The sequence below is a fragment of the Pararhizobium sp. IMCC21322 genome, assembly GCF_030758295.1.
GTDB lineage: Bacteria > Pseudomonadota > Alphaproteobacteria > Rhizobiales.
In genome coordinates, this window is the sequence record NZ_CP132335.1 from 1,278,907 (window position 1) to 1,293,045 (window position 14,139).

The 14,139-nt window shown below is 53.4% G+C and carries 15 protein-coding genes; 3 read left to right on the forward strand and 12 right to left on the reverse strand.

Translation table 11 applies throughout. The annotated features are described in order from the left end of the window. Positions 1 to 155: 155 nt before the first annotated feature. The 6 genes from ahcY to RAL91_RS06220 form a co-directional block, all read right to left on the reverse strand. Positions 156 to 1,547 (reverse strand): adenosylhomocysteinase, encoded by a 1,392-nt coding sequence (gene ahcY / locus RAL91_RS06195; RefSeq protein WP_306260621.1) that lies wholly within the window; start codon positions 1,545 to 1,547, stop codon positions 156 to 158. A gap of 132 nt (positions 1,548 to 1,679) precedes the next feature. Continuing rightward, complete coding sequence (locus RAL91_RS06200; protein ID WP_306260622.1) at positions 1,680 to 1,958, reverse strand: HPr family phosphocarrier protein; 279 nt, start codon at positions 1,956 to 1,958, stop codon at positions 1,680 to 1,682. Next, positions 1,955 to 2,377, reverse strand: coding sequence for a PTS sugar transporter subunit IIA (locus RAL91_RS06205; protein WP_306260625.1), 423 nt, complete (start codon positions 2,375 to 2,377; stop codon positions 1,955 to 1,957). The genes RAL91_RS06200 and RAL91_RS06205 overlap by 4 nt, the downstream gene beginning before the upstream one ends. 108 nt (positions 2,378 to 2,485) lie before the next feature. Continuing rightward, positions 2,486 to 2,938 carry an HPr kinase/phosphorylase gene (locus RAL91_RS06210; protein ID WP_306260627.1) on the reverse strand — a complete coding sequence of 151 codons (453 nt, stop codon included), beginning with the start codon at positions 2,936 to 2,938 and terminating at the stop codon, positions 2,486 to 2,488. A gap of 5 nt (positions 2,939 to 2,943) precedes the next feature. Beyond that, a complete protein-coding gene (locus RAL91_RS06215; RefSeq protein WP_306260628.1) occupies positions 2,944 to 4,773 on the reverse strand; it encodes a sensor histidine kinase in 1,830 nt (609 codons plus the stop codon). A gap of 18 nt (positions 4,774 to 4,791) precedes the next feature. Beyond that, positions 4,792 to 5,493: a response regulator transcription factor gene (locus tag RAL91_RS06220; RefSeq protein ID WP_306260630.1), complete on the reverse strand. Its 702-nt coding sequence runs from the start codon at positions 5,491 to 5,493 to the stop codon at positions 4,792 to 4,794. A gap of 185 nt (positions 5,494 to 5,678) precedes the next feature. Between RAL91_RS06220 and RAL91_RS06225 the strand changes: the two genes are divergently transcribed. Beyond that, the gene (locus RAL91_RS06225) at positions 5,679 to 7,250 is read left to right on the forward strand and encodes a gamma-glutamyltransferase (RefSeq protein WP_306260632.1); all 1,572 of its coding nucleotides are present in this window, start codon (positions 5,679 to 5,681) and stop codon (positions 7,248 to 7,250) included. Here the strand turns inward: RAL91_RS06225 and RAL91_RS06230 are convergent. Together RAL91_RS06230 and RAL91_RS06235 are read right to left on the reverse strand one after the other, a co-directional pair. Beyond that, positions 7,247 to 7,780: a cytochrome b gene (locus tag RAL91_RS06230; protein WP_306260634.1), complete on the reverse strand. Its 534-nt coding sequence runs from the start codon at positions 7,778 to 7,780 to the stop codon at positions 7,247 to 7,249. The genes RAL91_RS06225 and RAL91_RS06230 overlap by 4 nt on opposite strands. 26 nt (positions 7,781 to 7,806) lie before the next feature. Next, positions 7,807 to 8,307 carry an EF-hand domain-containing protein gene (locus RAL91_RS06235; protein ID WP_306260636.1) on the reverse strand — a complete coding sequence of 167 codons (501 nt, stop codon included), beginning with the start codon at positions 8,305 to 8,307 and terminating at the stop codon, positions 7,807 to 7,809. 68 nt (positions 8,308 to 8,375) lie between these two features. Here RAL91_RS06235 and RAL91_RS06240 point away from each other — a divergent pair, with 68 nt between their 5' ends. Next, positions 8,376 to 8,825 carry a MarR family winged helix-turn-helix transcriptional regulator gene (locus RAL91_RS06240; protein ID WP_306260638.1) on the forward strand — a complete coding sequence of 150 codons (450 nt, stop codon included), beginning with the start codon at positions 8,376 to 8,378 and terminating at the stop codon, positions 8,823 to 8,825. A 192-nt stretch (positions 8,826 to 9,017) separates the two neighbouring features. On the opposite strand, the gene RAL91_RS06245 is transcribed toward RAL91_RS06240, so the two are convergent. Continuing rightward, positions 9,018 to 9,629, reverse strand: coding sequence for a LysE family translocator (locus tag RAL91_RS06245; RefSeq protein WP_306260640.1), 612 nt, complete (start codon positions 9,627 to 9,629; stop codon positions 9,018 to 9,020). A 130-nt stretch (positions 9,630 to 9,759) separates the two neighbouring features. Between RAL91_RS06245 and RAL91_RS06250 the strand changes: the two genes are divergently transcribed. Next, positions 9,760 to 10,155 carry a DUF2306 domain-containing protein gene (locus RAL91_RS06250; RefSeq protein WP_306260642.1) on the forward strand — a complete coding sequence of 132 codons (396 nt, stop codon included), beginning with the start codon at positions 9,760 to 9,762 and terminating at the stop codon, positions 10,153 to 10,155. Positions 10,156 to 10,197: 42 nt separating this feature from the next. Here the strand turns inward: RAL91_RS06250 and RAL91_RS06255 are convergent, their stop codons facing one another. From RAL91_RS06255 to RAL91_RS06265, 3 genes are all read right to left on the reverse strand, one after another. Beyond that, on the reverse strand, positions 10,198 to 10,842 hold the full coding sequence (locus RAL91_RS06255; RefSeq protein WP_306260644.1) for a glutathione S-transferase family protein: 645 nt from the start codon (positions 10,840 to 10,842) through the stop codon (positions 10,198 to 10,200). A gap of 36 nt (positions 10,843 to 10,878) precedes the next feature. After that, positions 10,879 to 12,858 carry a tripartite tricarboxylate transporter permease gene (locus RAL91_RS06260; RefSeq protein ID WP_306260646.1) on the reverse strand — a complete coding sequence of 660 codons (1,980 nt, stop codon included), beginning with the start codon at positions 12,856 to 12,858 and terminating at the stop codon, positions 10,879 to 10,881. 162 nt (positions 12,859 to 13,020) lie between these two features. Continuing rightward, a complete protein-coding gene (locus RAL91_RS06265; RefSeq protein WP_306260648.1) occupies positions 13,021 to 14,115 on the reverse strand; it encodes a tripartite tricarboxylate transporter substrate binding protein in 1,095 nt (364 codons plus the stop codon). Between the last annotated feature and the right edge of the window lie 24 nt (positions 14,116 to 14,139).

Sequence of the window (14,139 nt, forward strand, 5' to 3'; positions counted from 1 at the left end):
AGGTTGTTGGAGATTGAAAGACCCGCATCAACCAAAACGAATCAGTCGAAATTACCTGCTTCGCGAATCGGGGGGAAGCGCTTTAGGACATAAAAAGGGGGCGGTGAATCACTTTTTTCACCGCCCCCTACATATAGTGTATGGTTAACTTTGTATTAATACCTGTAGTGGTCCGGTTTGAACGGGCCATCAGCAGGTACATCAATATAACTGGATTGCTCGTCTGTAAGGCGGGTCAATTTAACGCCAAGCTTCTCCAAATGCAGCATGGCGACCTTTTCATCAAGGTGCTTGGGCAGGACATAAACCTCATTTTTGTACTGGTCGCCCCTGTTCCACAATTCCATCTGTGCGAGTACCTGATTGGTGAAGCTGGCGGACATGACGAAGCTTGGATGCCCTGTTGCACAGCCAAGATTCACCAACCGGCCTTCGGCGAGAACGATGATGCGCTTGCCATCCGGGAATTCAACTTCATCAACCTGAGGTTTGACATTATGCCATTTGAAATTCCGCAGACCGCCAATCTGAATTTCACTGTCAAAGTGACCAATGTTGGACACGATGGCCCGGTCTTTCATGGCACGCATATGATCGACTGTGATGACATCCTTATTGCCGGTTGTTGTCACGAAAATGTCGCCCTTTGAGGCAACATCATCCAGTGTGTCGACTTCAAATCCTTCCATGGCTGCCTGAAGCGCACAGATAGGATCGATTTCGGTGACAATAACGCGCGCTCCGGAAGAGCGCAGGGATTCAGCAGATCCTTTGCCAACATCACCATAACCACAGACAACAGCCACTTTACCAGCCATCATCACATCGGTTGCACGGCGCAGGCCGTCAACAAGGCTTTCACGGCAACCATAAAGATTGTCGAATTTCGATTTGGTCACACTGTCATTCACGTTGATGGCAGGGAACGGAAGCTCACCGCGCTGTTGCATCTGATAGAGACGGTGGACACCTGTGGTGGTCTCTTCTGAAACACCTTGAAGGTTTTCACGAACCTTGGCGAACCAGCCTGGTGTTTCCGCAATGCGCTTTTTGATAGTCGCGAAAAGCGCTTCTTCTTCTTCATTTTCCGGCTTGTCGAGAACAGAGATATCTTTTTCAGCGCGCGCACCCAGCAGGATCAGCATCGTCGCATCGCCGCCATCATCGAGAATGAGGTTGGCCGTTTCACCATTGCCCCAATTGAAAATGCGGTCCGCATAGTCCCAATATTCCTCAAGGGTTTCGCCTTTGACTGCGAAAACCGGAACGCCGGTTGCTGCAATGGCAGATGCTGCGTGATCCTGGGTGGAGAAAATATTGCAGGAAGCCCAACGGACTTCGGCGCCCAGTGCCACAAGCGTTTCAATCAGAACGGCAGTCTGAATGGTCATATGCAAAGATCCGGCAATCCGCGCACCTTTGAGCGGTTTGTCTTTGCCGAATTCGTCGCGCAGAGCCATCAGGCCCGGCATTTCTGTTTCGGCAATCGCAATTTCCTTGCGGCCCCAATCGGCCAGCGAAAGATCTTTGACAATATAGTCAGCCATGAAGAACAGCCCTTGATAAATAAGTGAAATGGAAGACCCGCCTAAAGCGGGTAAATTTGACGATTTGCTATCATGGAGATAGCCATAAAGCAAACTAAATATAAAGATTTCTTTATACGTTTTGGTGGAGCGTTATTCCTCGCCGAAACGACTCTTGATCAGGGCCTCAAGGGCGTTCAGGACCTCAGTGGAATCCGGTCCGCTGGCGGAAAGCGCCACTGCGCTACCGGGTGTTGCGCCGAGCATCATCAAACCCATAATGGATGTCCCGCCAACGGTCTGCCCGTCCTTGGACACCGATACGGATGCATCAAAGGCACCAGCGCATTTGACAAATTTGGCTGAGGCGCGCGCGTGTAAACCCTTTGCATTCAAGATGGTAAGAGTCCGAACCGCGTTGTCGTCGGTCATCCTGCAGTTGTCTTTTGAGGTGCTGCACCCAGAAGCGCGCTGGCAACATTGATGTATTTGCGGCCGGCATCCTGCCCTGCAAGCGCAGCATCGACCACACCCAAATTACGCCGCACGCTCGCCAGTTTCACCAGCATCGGCAGGTTCAGACCCGCAATCACTTCAATGGTGCCTGGTTCCATGGCAGAAATCGCGAGGTTTGAAGGTGTGCCACCAAACATGTCGGTCAGAACAATCACACCGGAACCGGACTCAACAGAGCGGATGCCCGCGACAATATCGTCACGCCTGGTTTCCATATTGTCATCTGGACCGATGCAGATGGTAGCAATCGCTTCCTGAACACCGACAACATGTTCCAGAGCGGAGCGAAATTCATCCGCAAGCTTACCGTGGGTGACGAGCACCAATCCGATCATTGAACAATCCAGCTTAAATACAAACCCAGTACGATACAGTCTTTATCTTGGGCATTGACCGTGCGAAGGCAAGGCCCAATTTTTGATTTTGACGCTTTTCCAAAGCAGCTAAGCGTTGATACGCCTCAAAGTTGCATAAACAGAAGAGGCACCATTTCGGGGCTGCTCCGGGAGTATTAGCTTGGGCAGCGAAACCGCTTCATGTGTCCAGATCAACGCATCGGGTTCCGGCATGCGGTCAATCCGGTCTCCCGGTATCAGTTCCACCACCAGCCCAAGACGACAGGTTTCCACAAATGCGTGCGTTTCAATGCCCATGCCGTAGCGCTCGATTTTGCCGCGTAAATTTGGTGGGGCAGATGTCCATAAATCTGCGCCGTCTGCACGCAGCAGCACACCATCATCTGTAACAAGAGAGCAGGGCCGCGTGGCATCACCCATCAATGCCAGAGCCAATTGAGATTTTCCGCTTCCGGAGCGGCCGATGATCAGAATGCCCGTTTTTTGCCAAACAACAACTGTGCCATGAATTGCCGGACCTGTCTTGCGGTCATCAGGCACGAATATCAGTCTCCCACCAGTGGCAGATGAACAATGAAGCGGGCACCTGCTGGCACATCTTCGTCGGTGTCATACCAGTTCTGGGCGACGATTGTTCCGCGATGGGCTTCCACAATCTGTTTGCTGATCGACAGGCCAAGCCCGGAATTCTGACCAAAATCTTCGCGCTCCGGGCGGTCTGTATAAAACCGTTCAAAAATCCGGGTCTGAACGTCCGGTCTGATGCCAGGCCCATCATCCTCAATTGTGATCACTACTTCATCATCGTCACATACCGCCGAAATGCGCACACTGCCTTCCGGACCTGTAAACGAACATGCATTATCCAGAAGGTTGTTGATGACCTGTCCCAGCCGTCCATCATCTCCCAAGACGAATAACTGGTCCTTCAAAGCGTCATCAATGGTCAGCTCTATGGTTGGAGATGTAGCTGTTGCGGTCTCGCGCGCGATTGCAACAACTGTATCCAGCAGCAACCACAGGTCAACCGGTTCTGAGGATTGGCGGGCCAGTTCAGCATCCAGCCGGGACGCATCTGAAATGTCGCTGATCAGGCGGTCCAGCCTTCGGATGTCATGTAGGATGACGCTCAACAGTCGTTCGCGTTGCTCTTCATTCTTGGCAAGCGGCAGGGTTTCCACAGCGCTGCGCAAAGAGGTCAGCGGGTTTTTCAACTCGTGAGAAACATCAGCTGCAAAGCTTTCAATGGCGGCCATACGGGTAAAAAGCGCATCGGTCATGTCACGCAATGCCTGGGAGAGATGTCCGATTTCATCCCGGCGTTTGGTAAAGTCCGGAATCTCACCACGGGTATTCACACCCCGACGCACCCGGTCCGCCGCCGCCGCCAGACGGCGCATGGGCCCCGCAATTGTGCTGGCTAACAGGATGGACAGTAAAATCGTGACGATGGCTGCAACCAGAAACACCCTGAAAATAGCCAGGCGTTCCGCTTGGACAATGGCATCAATATCGCCGCCTTGGGTCGATAGCAGCAACGAGCCCAGAACGGCCCGAAAACGCTGGATCGGCACAGCCACTGCAACGGTCAATTCGCCCTGATCGGTCACACGCACTTCGCTGGCCGGTGTTCCCGACAGCGCGCGCACTACTTCCGGATAGTTACGACCATTGCCGCCATCGACTTCGCTGTAGAGCGGCAGATCACCGCGGCGCAGCCACAATTTGGCTCTTTGCCAAAGCAGCTCATACCAGGCAGGCACCGCTTCAACGGGCGGCAGATCAAACCGCAAGATCTGGCCAGAGGCATAAAGCGCACGGCTATCCAGGATAAGTGTGCCTTCCTGATCATAAATTCGCGCCCTTGTGCGGGTCGGCGAAATCAGCCTGCGCAGGACCGGGGCAACAAGCTCTGGATTGATGGGAAACTCAAGTGCGTCTTCCTCTTCCTCAAACGCTGCGATGCTCTCGCCACTGCGCAGTTCCAGAAGTCGATCAGGATCAATTGTAATGGTATTGGTTTGCACACTGGCGGAGGCCGCAATGGCCCCCGAGATGATCTCGCCCTGTGTCAAAAGGCTTTCAATCCGCGCTTCTGTCAGTCCGGCCCGAAACTGGTTGAGAAACAGAATGCCGGACAGAAGCACAAGAAGCGCCGCAAGATTGAGAAATACAATCCGTCGTGTGAGAGATGAGAAAACCTGCAGACTGACAGCTGCTAATACACGCTTGGGCGTCAGCCGGGAAAAACGCACACGTCTGCGCGCACCCTTTTTGGCCTTTTCGGCAACCCGGCGCAAGGCAGATGCCGGTTTGGCAATCTTATCCTCAGGCTGGTGCAGATCATCCTCTTTTGTGGCGTCAGAAGCCGACATGGCGGTTTGCTGGTGTCCCTATCCTTCGCGAAAGCGGTAACCGACACCATACAGTGTTTCGATCATATCGAAATCATCATCGGTTGCCTTGAACTTTTTACGCAGCCTCTTGATGTGGCTGTCGATGGTGCGATCATCCACATAGACCTGATCATCATAGGCTGCATCCATCAAGGCATTTCGGCTTTTGACGACACCGGGCCGTTGCGCCAGAGCAAACAGGATCAGGAATTCAGTCACGGTCAGAACCACATTCTTGCCGTTCCAGGTGCAGGTATGCCGCTCCTGATCCATGGATAACGCGCCGCGCTCCAGCGCCTTGCTGGCCTCAGGTTCCTTGATGACACTGCCGTCACGTGGGGCGACCCGGCGCATTACGGCCTTGACACGTTCCACCAGCAGGCGCTGGGAAAAGGGTTTGTGAATAAAATCGTCCGCGCCCATTTTCAGGCCGAACAATTCATCAATCTCATCATCCTTGGACGTTAGAAAGATCACCGGCATATCGCTGCTATGACGCAACCGGCGCAGCAATTCCATACCATCCATGCGTGGCATTTTGATATCCAGAATGGCCATGTCGGGCGGATTATCCATCAACCCGTCCAGTGCAGAGGCTCCATCCGTGTAGGTTTGAACCCTGTAACCTTCCGATTCCAGCGCCATGGCGACAGAGGTCAGGATGTTACGATCATCATCAACAAGAGCGATTGTCGGCATAAAGTCAGCTCCAACGGCTTTTTGAGTGTCTTTAGCGCTTTCGCAGCAAAATTGCGCGCAAATTATGACTGCGGCCTTTTTGCGTTGTTCAAACGGCTGAAAATCTGGTTTGTAGCTGAACTCACATCCATTACGGTGCGGCTGACTTCTTCCAAGTCTCCCGATTTTCATAAAGGTCTCCCTACATGTCTTTCCTTCATAAGGCGCGAGATTTGCAGGCTGGTGCTGTTGCCGCCGGGCATAAAGTCACGGCTGACGCGGCGGCTCGCACGCTGAATGATGGTGGCAATGCCTTTCAGGCCGCCGCAGCCGGGCTGATTGCAGCCTGTCTTGCCGAGCCGGTTTTTGCCAGCCCCGGTGGGGGTGGGTTCATGACTGCGCGGCATCGCAGCGGAAAAACGGAAGTTCTGGATTTCTTTGTGGATCTGCCAGGGCAGAAGCAGAGCGATGCGCATGTGACGGATGTCGAGGCCGATTTTGGCAGTGTCCGGCAATTGTTTCATATTGGGGCCGGAACCAGTGCCGTGCCGGGAATGGAGGCTGGCCTGACAGCTCTCTTCAACCTTGGCAATACAGCGAATGCCCATACAGTTCATACTGGCCAAGCAACTCATACTGGTTTGACAATTCAGCAACTTTTCCGAACGGCTCTGGCAAGCGCGGAGGGACTGACGGTTAGTCCGCTTCAGGCAAAACTGTTTGAAATTGTCTCGCCCATTCTACAGGCATCAGACCCTGCCAGATCATTATATGCGCCAGAGGGAAAATTGCTGGCAGAAGGTGATGCCTTCAACAATGCCGAGTTGCTACGCCTGTTCAATGAGTTCGCCGAGCGCAGCGACGCATCTTTCAACGGCATGTGCGAGATAGACCGCGTGCTGCAACAGCAGGTGGATGAAGGCGGCCACATAAGGGCCGATGATTTTTCAGACTATGTTGCTCAATTGCGTGATCCGACACGCTGGGAAAACACAGCATGCCGGGTGTTCAGCAATGCGTTGCCAGCAATGGGTGGCGTGCTGTCTCTTGCCATGCTGAGCGCAGACAGCAACCCCTCATCGCCGCTATCTGGCAGGGCAGATGCAATTGCACAGGTGGATCGATTTTGGCGCTCTGGCCGTTCAGGCTCGGAAATAGCCGAAAAGTTTAAAGTGCAGGCAAAACAATCGGAACAGTCTGGCACCAGGGACGGGTTCAACGGAACCACCCATATCAGCGTCATAGACCGCCATGGCAATGCCGTTGCTGTGACCGTCACCAACGGTGAGGGCAACGGCCAGATCGTTCCCGGTCGGGGTTACATGTTGAACAATATGCTGGGGGAAGAGGATGTTAATCCGGAGGGTCCAACCCGCTGGCAACCGCAGCCCAAGGGGCAGCGACGCCTGTCTTCAATGATGGCTCCCACCATTGCCGATGGTGCAGACGGAACGTTGCTGGCTTTGGGTTCCGGCGGCTCAAACCGCATTCGCACAGCCCTTTATCAGGTGCTGGCCAATCGTTTTCTGACCGGTATGGGCATTCGCGAGGCCGTTCATCGGCCTCGTATCCATGGCGAGCGGCGGCGGCTGGATATCGAGGATTACAGCAATCAGCCAGAAGCAAAAGCGCTGGAAGGTGTGTTTCCCGAGACAGAATTCTGGCAGGAGCAAAGCCTTTATTTCGGCGGTGTTCATGCTGTCGAGCGCAACCCGCGTGGCCGCTTTGACGGCGCAGGAGACCCGCGCCGCGAAGGTGTCTTCGTGGTTGTGGATTAATCCGAACCCTTTTGAAACCACATCCGCATCAAGGTCACATCCCGTTTCATGAAATGGTGAAACAAAGCTGCGCCCGCATGAAGTGCAATCAGCCCGGCCAGTATCTTGGCCGCTATTCCGTGGGCTGTGCGCGGTAAATATTGTGAAAAATCAGGCAGTTCGGCACTGCCAAACACGGCATCCGGCGCGTCGGACAGGATGGACAGTCCAATGCCACTTCCCAACATCACGAACAGCAACACATAAAGCAGCCGATGGGTCCATACAGCAATGCTTTTCTGCCATGAAGGTGTCCCCTCAAGCGGCGCTGGTTTTTTATCGAACCGCCACCACCAGACCAGCCGTGCCACTGTGAGAACCAGCACCAGAATCGCGACAGGAATATGGACCCGGAGGATCGCGATTTTCACTGCTGGATCAAGGGTCATGTCCGACCTGAGTCCAGACCCCAACAGCACCAGAATAAGGATGGCGCTTAACCAGTGAATGCTGACTGCAAAGCGTCCGTAGGATTGTTTTGTGCTTTTCATAACCGACTCCATTCGGCTTCAGGAGATTAAAGATCGGGCCGGATCGCAGCGCGCATGGCAACTATGACCGCGAAACCACCGATGAATTCCGATTGCGAAAGCGTGCCATTATCATCGAGATCGGCACGGCGAAAATCGGCATTCATGGCAAACCGCATTTCAGCTTCGGTGATTTCGCCATTGCCATCACGATCCCAGAAAGCGAATACGATTTTGGTCGCTGTGGTATAGGCCTCGGATTTTCCCTCTTCTTCAGCAATGCTGGAGAAGCCCGGGTCCCATGCAGCGAATTCCTGATAGGTCAGCTTTCCGCTGTCATCATAATCCATGCCTGAAAACACACTCGCGCGAAATTCTTCCAGGTCTCCCTGATGAATGTAGCCTTTGCCGGTTGTATCAATGGCACCGAATGTCAGTTCAGCAGTCAACCGACCCGCTGGTTTGTCTGTAGCATTGGCGGTCTGTGCAAATGCGCATGTCGTTGTGCTAATTGCGACGGCGAGTACTGCTATTCCTGGAAACTTCATTTTACATCTCCTGTTGTCATGGACTAGATTATATTTACAAGCATATTTATTACAGGTAAAATATTTACATGGCAAATAAAAAATTGAACCCACCACGATCCATGGGCAGACAACTCAATTACACGGCAGGTGCGTGCAATGCGGTGTGCCAGAAAATTCTGGAGCGATATGATCTATCGTTGCCGCAATGGGTCATTCTGTCCGCCGTGTGGAAAAATAGCGGCCTGACCCTTGGTGATCTGGCCGCCTATAGCGGCAACAACGCACCCGCAACCTCGCGCATTGTGGATCGCATGGTTGATAAGGGGTTTCTGCTCAGAACGCCTGACGCCCATGACAGACGCACGGTCAGAATTGACGCAACCAGCGCTGCAAAGGACCTCAGTCACCTTGCGAACTTTTACGAAGACATCAACGCTGTGCTGCTGGATGGTTTTTCAAAGACAGAAACCGACATGCTGTTCAGCCTGCTCGAACGGGCCGAGCAGAACGCAAAAGGATGGAACAAAGCGGACTAGCCGCTTCGACTTGTCTTCCAGATATGGCGGTAACGATCGAACCCACGATTGGCCGCTGCTGCAACTGCCAATGCAACCGACCAGCCAGAGTTGCATCGCCCTGCCGTTCTGCCTCCGCGATCAGCAAGTCGGGTCTGTCTGAAGGCTCTGCAGGCCGAATGGACAAGCCCGTTATGACTCTGCAGAAAAACCTTATCTGTCAGACAATGCCAGACGCAGTCCCAGGAAACCGAATGCCCCAGCAAATGAACGCTTCATCCAGACCATGACATTTGGTCGCCTGATAAAATAGTCCCGGGCCAGTGCGGCGCAGCCGCCGTAAAGGACGAAGACCAGAAAGGTGAGCAGCATGAAGATACCTGCCAGAAAGAACATGGTCGGCATGGCATTTACCTGGTTCGTGTCAACGAACTGAGGCAGGAACGCCAAAAAGAAAAGCGACAATTTCGGGTTCAGAACATTGATAAGTGTTCCGTTCAGCGCGGTCTGAAACAGCGAGACCTGTTTTCTGTCTTCATTGACATCAAGAGCGCCTCCGTCACGAAGAATGCGCCACGCCATAAACAACAAATACGCAGCGCCCAGATATTTGACGATCTGAAACGCCAACGCGCTTGTGTGGAAAATGGCAGCCAGTCCGATAATGCTGGCAATGGCAGCGGGAACAATGCCGAATGTGCAGCCCAACGCGGCGGCAATACTGGCTCTAAAACCCCGCCCAAGCCCCACAGCCAGCGTGTATAGAACGCCAGTTCCCGGCAACAGAATGACAATCATTGATGTGATGAGAAATTCAACCGACATGGGATCTTCCAGCTTGGCTTTCATGTGAGGGAAGACCTTGCACGAAGTTGGGTGTTTTTCAAACCACCCAATTGAGCTCAAGCCCAAATTTTGCGTGGAAGGCGTGGCGTGCCTGTGGCACATATCATTCATGAATTTTGAACCGCTTCTGTCGGCTGCACAGCCGGTCCCGATCCATGCCATTCTGGCCATTTTTGCCGTTGTATCCGGCGGCCTGCAATTTGCGTTGCCCAAAGGCACAACTGCGCATCGATGCCTTGGCTATACATGGGTTACCGCAATGTTTGTTGTTGCGGCCTCCAGCTTCTTCATCAACGAATTTCGCACGGTGGGTCCCTTTGGACCCATTCATATATTGTCAGCCTTTGTTCTTTGGGCGCTGTGGCGTGCCATTGGCTTTGCCCGAAGGCACAACATTCCCGCGCACCGAAGTGCGATGATTCAGGTCTATGTGTTCAGCCTGCTTCTGGCAGGAGGATTCACATTCTGGCCCGGCCGCATCATGCATTCGGTCCTGTTTGGTTGAACATTCAGGATCGAATGCCGTTCCGAACTTTTCTATTTCAATTCAATTTCTTGCTTTGAATTTCGCCAGAGTTTCTTTTTCAAACGTCAGGACTTTTTGAACGCTGGGGCGCTCTGACAGGCGCTCGAAATGGGCCTGACAGTTTTTGAAGCCCGACAGGTCTACATCGAACATTCCGGTCCGGCGAAAACACCAGAAAAAATAGGCATCTGCCGTTGTGAAATGATCGAAGAAGAAGTCCTGGCCAGCCAGCATGTCATCGGCAATTTGAAAACTGCTCATAAGCGTCTTCTTGGCCAGGTTTCGAACATTGTCTTCCGTGCCGGGCACATCGCAAAAACCGGTGGGTGCATTACAGCGGCTGATATGAGGATGAAACCCTGAGGCAAACCAGGACAGAAGCGAAAGACCCTGGGCTTCCTGCCAGGTGCCTGATGGCAGCAGATTGGCATCAGGAAAGGTTTTGGAAATCCAGTATTGGATGGCCACATTCTCGGTCAGCGGTTCTCCGTCTACGATCAGAAGAGGAACTTTGTGCTTTGGGTTCAGCTTGAGATAATCGGGCGACATTTGCTCCTTGCCGCGAATGTTGATCGGGCTGATCTCAAAGTCCGCCTGTGCTTCATTCAGGCTCACAAAGGGAACAAGCGAACAGGCGATTGGCGCGTAATAAAGTGTAACTTTCATTTTGACCTCCTGGGAGTTTTGAACATTCGGCTTCAATCAGAACAGGGTGAAGAAAAGCGGCTGATACCAGATCACAGGAACAACCACTTCAAAAAGGCCGTAAAGGCCAATGGCGGAAAGGGCGCAGTAAAGCGCGATGATGCGGGGGCTGTAGCGCCCCCAAAACCAGAGATAAATCCCGACAAAAGCTATCAGGGCAAGATATTGCCCCACCACCAAAGCGGCCAGCAGAACGCCCAATAGCAGCAGGACAAACTTCATGGCGTTGCCCATCTCCGACGCCACAATGGGTCGCAGAGCCGTATTCGCCCCCCGCTTCATCAAGGCCAGATTCCGGACATCCGACAGAACCACAGACAATGCCAGAGCAATGCCGACTGCAATGACCGTCAAGGGGAACAGTTTCGAGCCATAAGACCACCCCAAGGCCGTGGCGCCGGCAGCCAGAAACACCAGTAAAGCGCCCATTGATACAGGAATGGAAAGGCTGGGGTGATGCACCGAGCCACCTTCAGATTCTGAATCCTCAAGCGGATCAGTGTTCAATTGGTTGGTTTTGTGCCGCCGGTAAGCCACATAAAGGGTCAGGATCAGCAATGCGATCATTGCCAGAACAATGGGCCGTGAAAACGATCCCATACTATGGGTCTGGATGCTGATATGCAGCGCAGATTCCATGATTTTTCCCAAAATGTAACCAAGCACTAGAGGCGGCCGGGACCAGCCGCCCTTTTTCATCAGATACCCAAGCGCACCAAAGCCCAATAACAATATCCAGTCGCCCATGTCACTGCGCTCAATCCACGAGCCCATGAAAATGAACTGCATCACGGCTGGAACCAGAATGTGACCTTTTACAAAGGTCAGTTTTGCAAGCTGGTTGCCCCAGACCAGAAGCGCCAATGCACCGGCCACATTGGCAATGGCCAATGACCAGATCAGGCTGAATGTCACATCCAGTTCGCTGATCAGCATTTGCGGCCCGGGCTGCAGCCCCTGAATGGTAAAGGCACCCAGCAAAATGGCCATGGACGCGCTGCCGGGAATGGCGAAGGCAATGGTCGGCAACAGCGCGCCGCCCTTCATGGCATTATTTGCAGCTTCCGGCGCAATCACGCCTCGAATGTCGCCTTTGCCAAACTGGCTTTTATCCTTGCTGCTTTGCACAGCATGGCCATAGGCAACCCAATCCACAATGGCACCGCCCAAGCCGGGCAGCATGCCGATATAAACACCGATCACAGTGCAGCGCAGGCCAAGCCACCAATGCTTGAACGCATCGCGCACACCCGTCATCATGCCGCCCTTTACCTCGGTGCGTTTGACGCGCGAGATGGAGCCATCACTGATGGCAAGATCGAGAATTTCCGGAATGGCAAACAGGCCCAGAACCAGCGGAAGAATGGGCACGCCGTCCAGCAGGTAAATGAAATCAAATGTATAACGTGGCTGACCGCTGAATTCTGCAAAACCGATGGTGGCCAGCAACAGTCCCAGACACGCTGCAGTCAGCCCTTTCAGCATGGAATGTCCCGACAGCGCACCGACCATGGTCAGCCCCAGGATGCCAAGCACAAAGAACTCCGGGTCTGAAACAGCCAGAATCAAGGGCTCCACGATGGGAATGGACAGGGCCAGCATTATCGCACCCAAAAGCCCACCAATGCCGGACACGGTAAATGCGGCGCCCAATGCACGTGCAGCCTCGCCCTTTTGGGCCAATGGGTAACCATCCAGAATAGTGGCTTGCGAGGCAGCCGTTCCCGGTACGCCCAGCAGAACCGATGCCAGCGTGTCGCTGGTTGTGGTCACCGCGTACATGCCGATCAGAAAAGCAAAGGCCGAGGCTGTGTCCATGCCGATGGTAAAGGGCAGCAGAATGGCCATTCCCACCAAACCGGACAATCCGGGCACGGCTCCAAAAAACATGCCCAGAACAATTCCCAGACCCAGATATCCAATGGCGGGCCAGACGACCACCATGGCCAGTCCGGCAAGAGCACTTTCAAAATACATTTATATGTGCTGCCCGACAGGCAGGTCCCTCTGGGTTTTGAACAGGGTGTATGTGCTGTGCTTTTATTGCAGTTGGCGCGCGATGCCTGATAAATCGATGACGGGCAGCGCGTGCCGCCCGTCAGTAAGTCATATGTTCAAAGCATCGATCAGACCGGCTTCTTATCTGGCACCTTCAGCCGCATAAGATTTGAGAATATCGATGATTTTCTGATCGGTATTCAACAGTGACGCCAGGCGCACCTCGGCTTCGTCATCGGGCAAGGCCACCAGATCGAAGCCACTGATTTTCATGAACTCGGCACGATATGCAGGATCTTCGGTTGTTGCTTTGAAAGCGGCCCGCAGGGTATCGACAGCTTCCTGCGGAGAGCCTTTGGGCAGGAACACAGCCCGCAGAGATGTTGAGCGAACCTGAGCAACCGTCCGCAGCACATCATAGATCGGTCCGGACGGCTTCTTGCCAAATCTGGCTTCATAGAACTCATCAAAGGTCGGAACGCCATCAAGTGTGCCAGGCGCTGCAGCCAAATGGCCGTCTTCTGTCGGAATGCCCAGAGAGAACAGCGGAATTGAATGGCCTTCATCCACAAGATTAGGCTTCACGCGCGACGCGTAGCCGGTCATGGAGTCTGCGGACATGTCCACATCACTCTTCAGGATGGCACCGCGAATTTTGCCGGATGACTGAAAACCGGTGACATGCTGATAATCCACTTCCAGCAGATCCATGGCAGCGCGCAGAATAAGGTCTTTCATGTTTACAGGACCATGGCCCGCAGTTTTGATTGGCGCATCAAGATCAAAAATATCGGTCGCCTTTTCCACGCCGACGCCTTTGCGCAGGTGAAAAATTGTGTCTTCCGGAATGCCGCCAATAAACTCAAAGTCTCCATGAGAGACGGTGAGCGCTTCATTGCCCATCATTTCCGGCATCAATGCGACGGAGAAAACACCAACGGTGAAGCCATCATTTCTGACCGCTTGGCCAAAATAATTTGTGCCGACAATGCCACCGGCACCGGCCCGGTTTTTCACCACGATACGCGGCTCGCCGGGGATGTGTTTCTGCATGAACTGCATCAGGGTGCGGGCTGTAATGTCGGTGTTTCCACCGGCGTCATAATTGACGATGACATCCAGTGTTTTGCCGTCGTAAAAATCTTCGGCGACCGCAGGTGCGGCGCCAATAACAGCCGACATGGCAAATGCCGCCAGACATTGACGCGTTTTCAGGCGCATTGTTTTCAGGTTCATCTCTGTTCCTCCCATTCAAATTAG

Bases quoted from the DNA above. Each gene is read 5' to 3' on its own strand.
- RAL91_RS06230 (WP_306260634.1), bottom strand. From the start codon at position 7,780: ATGAAAAGCACAAAACAATCCTACGGACGCTTTGCAGTCAGCATTCAC.
- RAL91_RS06260 (WP_306260646.1), bottom strand. From the start codon at position 12,858: ATGTATTTTGAAAGTGCTCTTGCCGGACTGGCCATGGTGGTCGTCTGG.
- RAL91_RS06205 (WP_306260625.1), bottom strand. From the start codon at position 2,377: ATGATCGGATTGGTGCTCGTCACCCACGGTAAGCTTGCGGATGAATTT.
- RAL91_RS06240 (WP_306260638.1), top strand. From the start codon at position 8,376: ATGGCAAATAAAAAATTGAACCCACCACGATCCATGGGCAGACAACTC.
- ahcY (WP_306260621.1), bottom strand. From the start codon at position 1,547: ATGGCTGACTATATTGTCAAAGATCTTTCGCTGGCCGATTGGGGCCGC.
- RAL91_RS06220 (WP_306260630.1), bottom strand. From the start codon at position 5,493: ATGCCGACAATCGCTCTTGTTGATGATGATCGTAACATCCTGACCTCT.
- RAL91_RS06200 (WP_306260622.1), bottom strand. From the start codon at position 1,958: ATGACCGACGACAACGCGGTTCGGACTCTTACCATCTTGAATGCAAAG.
- RAL91_RS06255 (WP_306260644.1), bottom strand. From the start codon at position 10,842: ATGAAAGTTACACTTTATTACGCGCCAATCGCCTGTTCGCTTGTTCCC.
- RAL91_RS06235 (WP_306260636.1), bottom strand. From the start codon at position 8,307: ATGAAGTTTCCAGGAATAGCAGTACTCGCCGTCGCAATTAGCACAACG.
- RAL91_RS06250 (WP_306260642.1), top strand. From the start codon at position 9,760: ATGAATTTTGAACCGCTTCTGTCGGCTGCACAGCCGGTCCCGATCCAT.
- RAL91_RS06245 (WP_306260640.1), bottom strand. From the start codon at position 9,629: ATGTCGGTTGAATTTCTCATCACATCAATGATTGTCATTCTGTTGCCG.
- RAL91_RS06225 (WP_306260632.1), top strand. From the start codon at position 5,679: ATGTCTTTCCTTCATAAGGCGCGAGATTTGCAGGCTGGTGCTGTTGCC.
- RAL91_RS06215 (WP_306260628.1), bottom strand. From the start codon at position 4,773: ATGTCGGCTTCTGACGCCACAAAAGAGGATGATCTGCACCAGCCTGAG.
- RAL91_RS06265 (WP_306260648.1), bottom strand. From the start codon at position 14,115: ATGAACCTGAAAACAATGCGCCTGAAAACGCGTCAATGTCTGGCGGCA.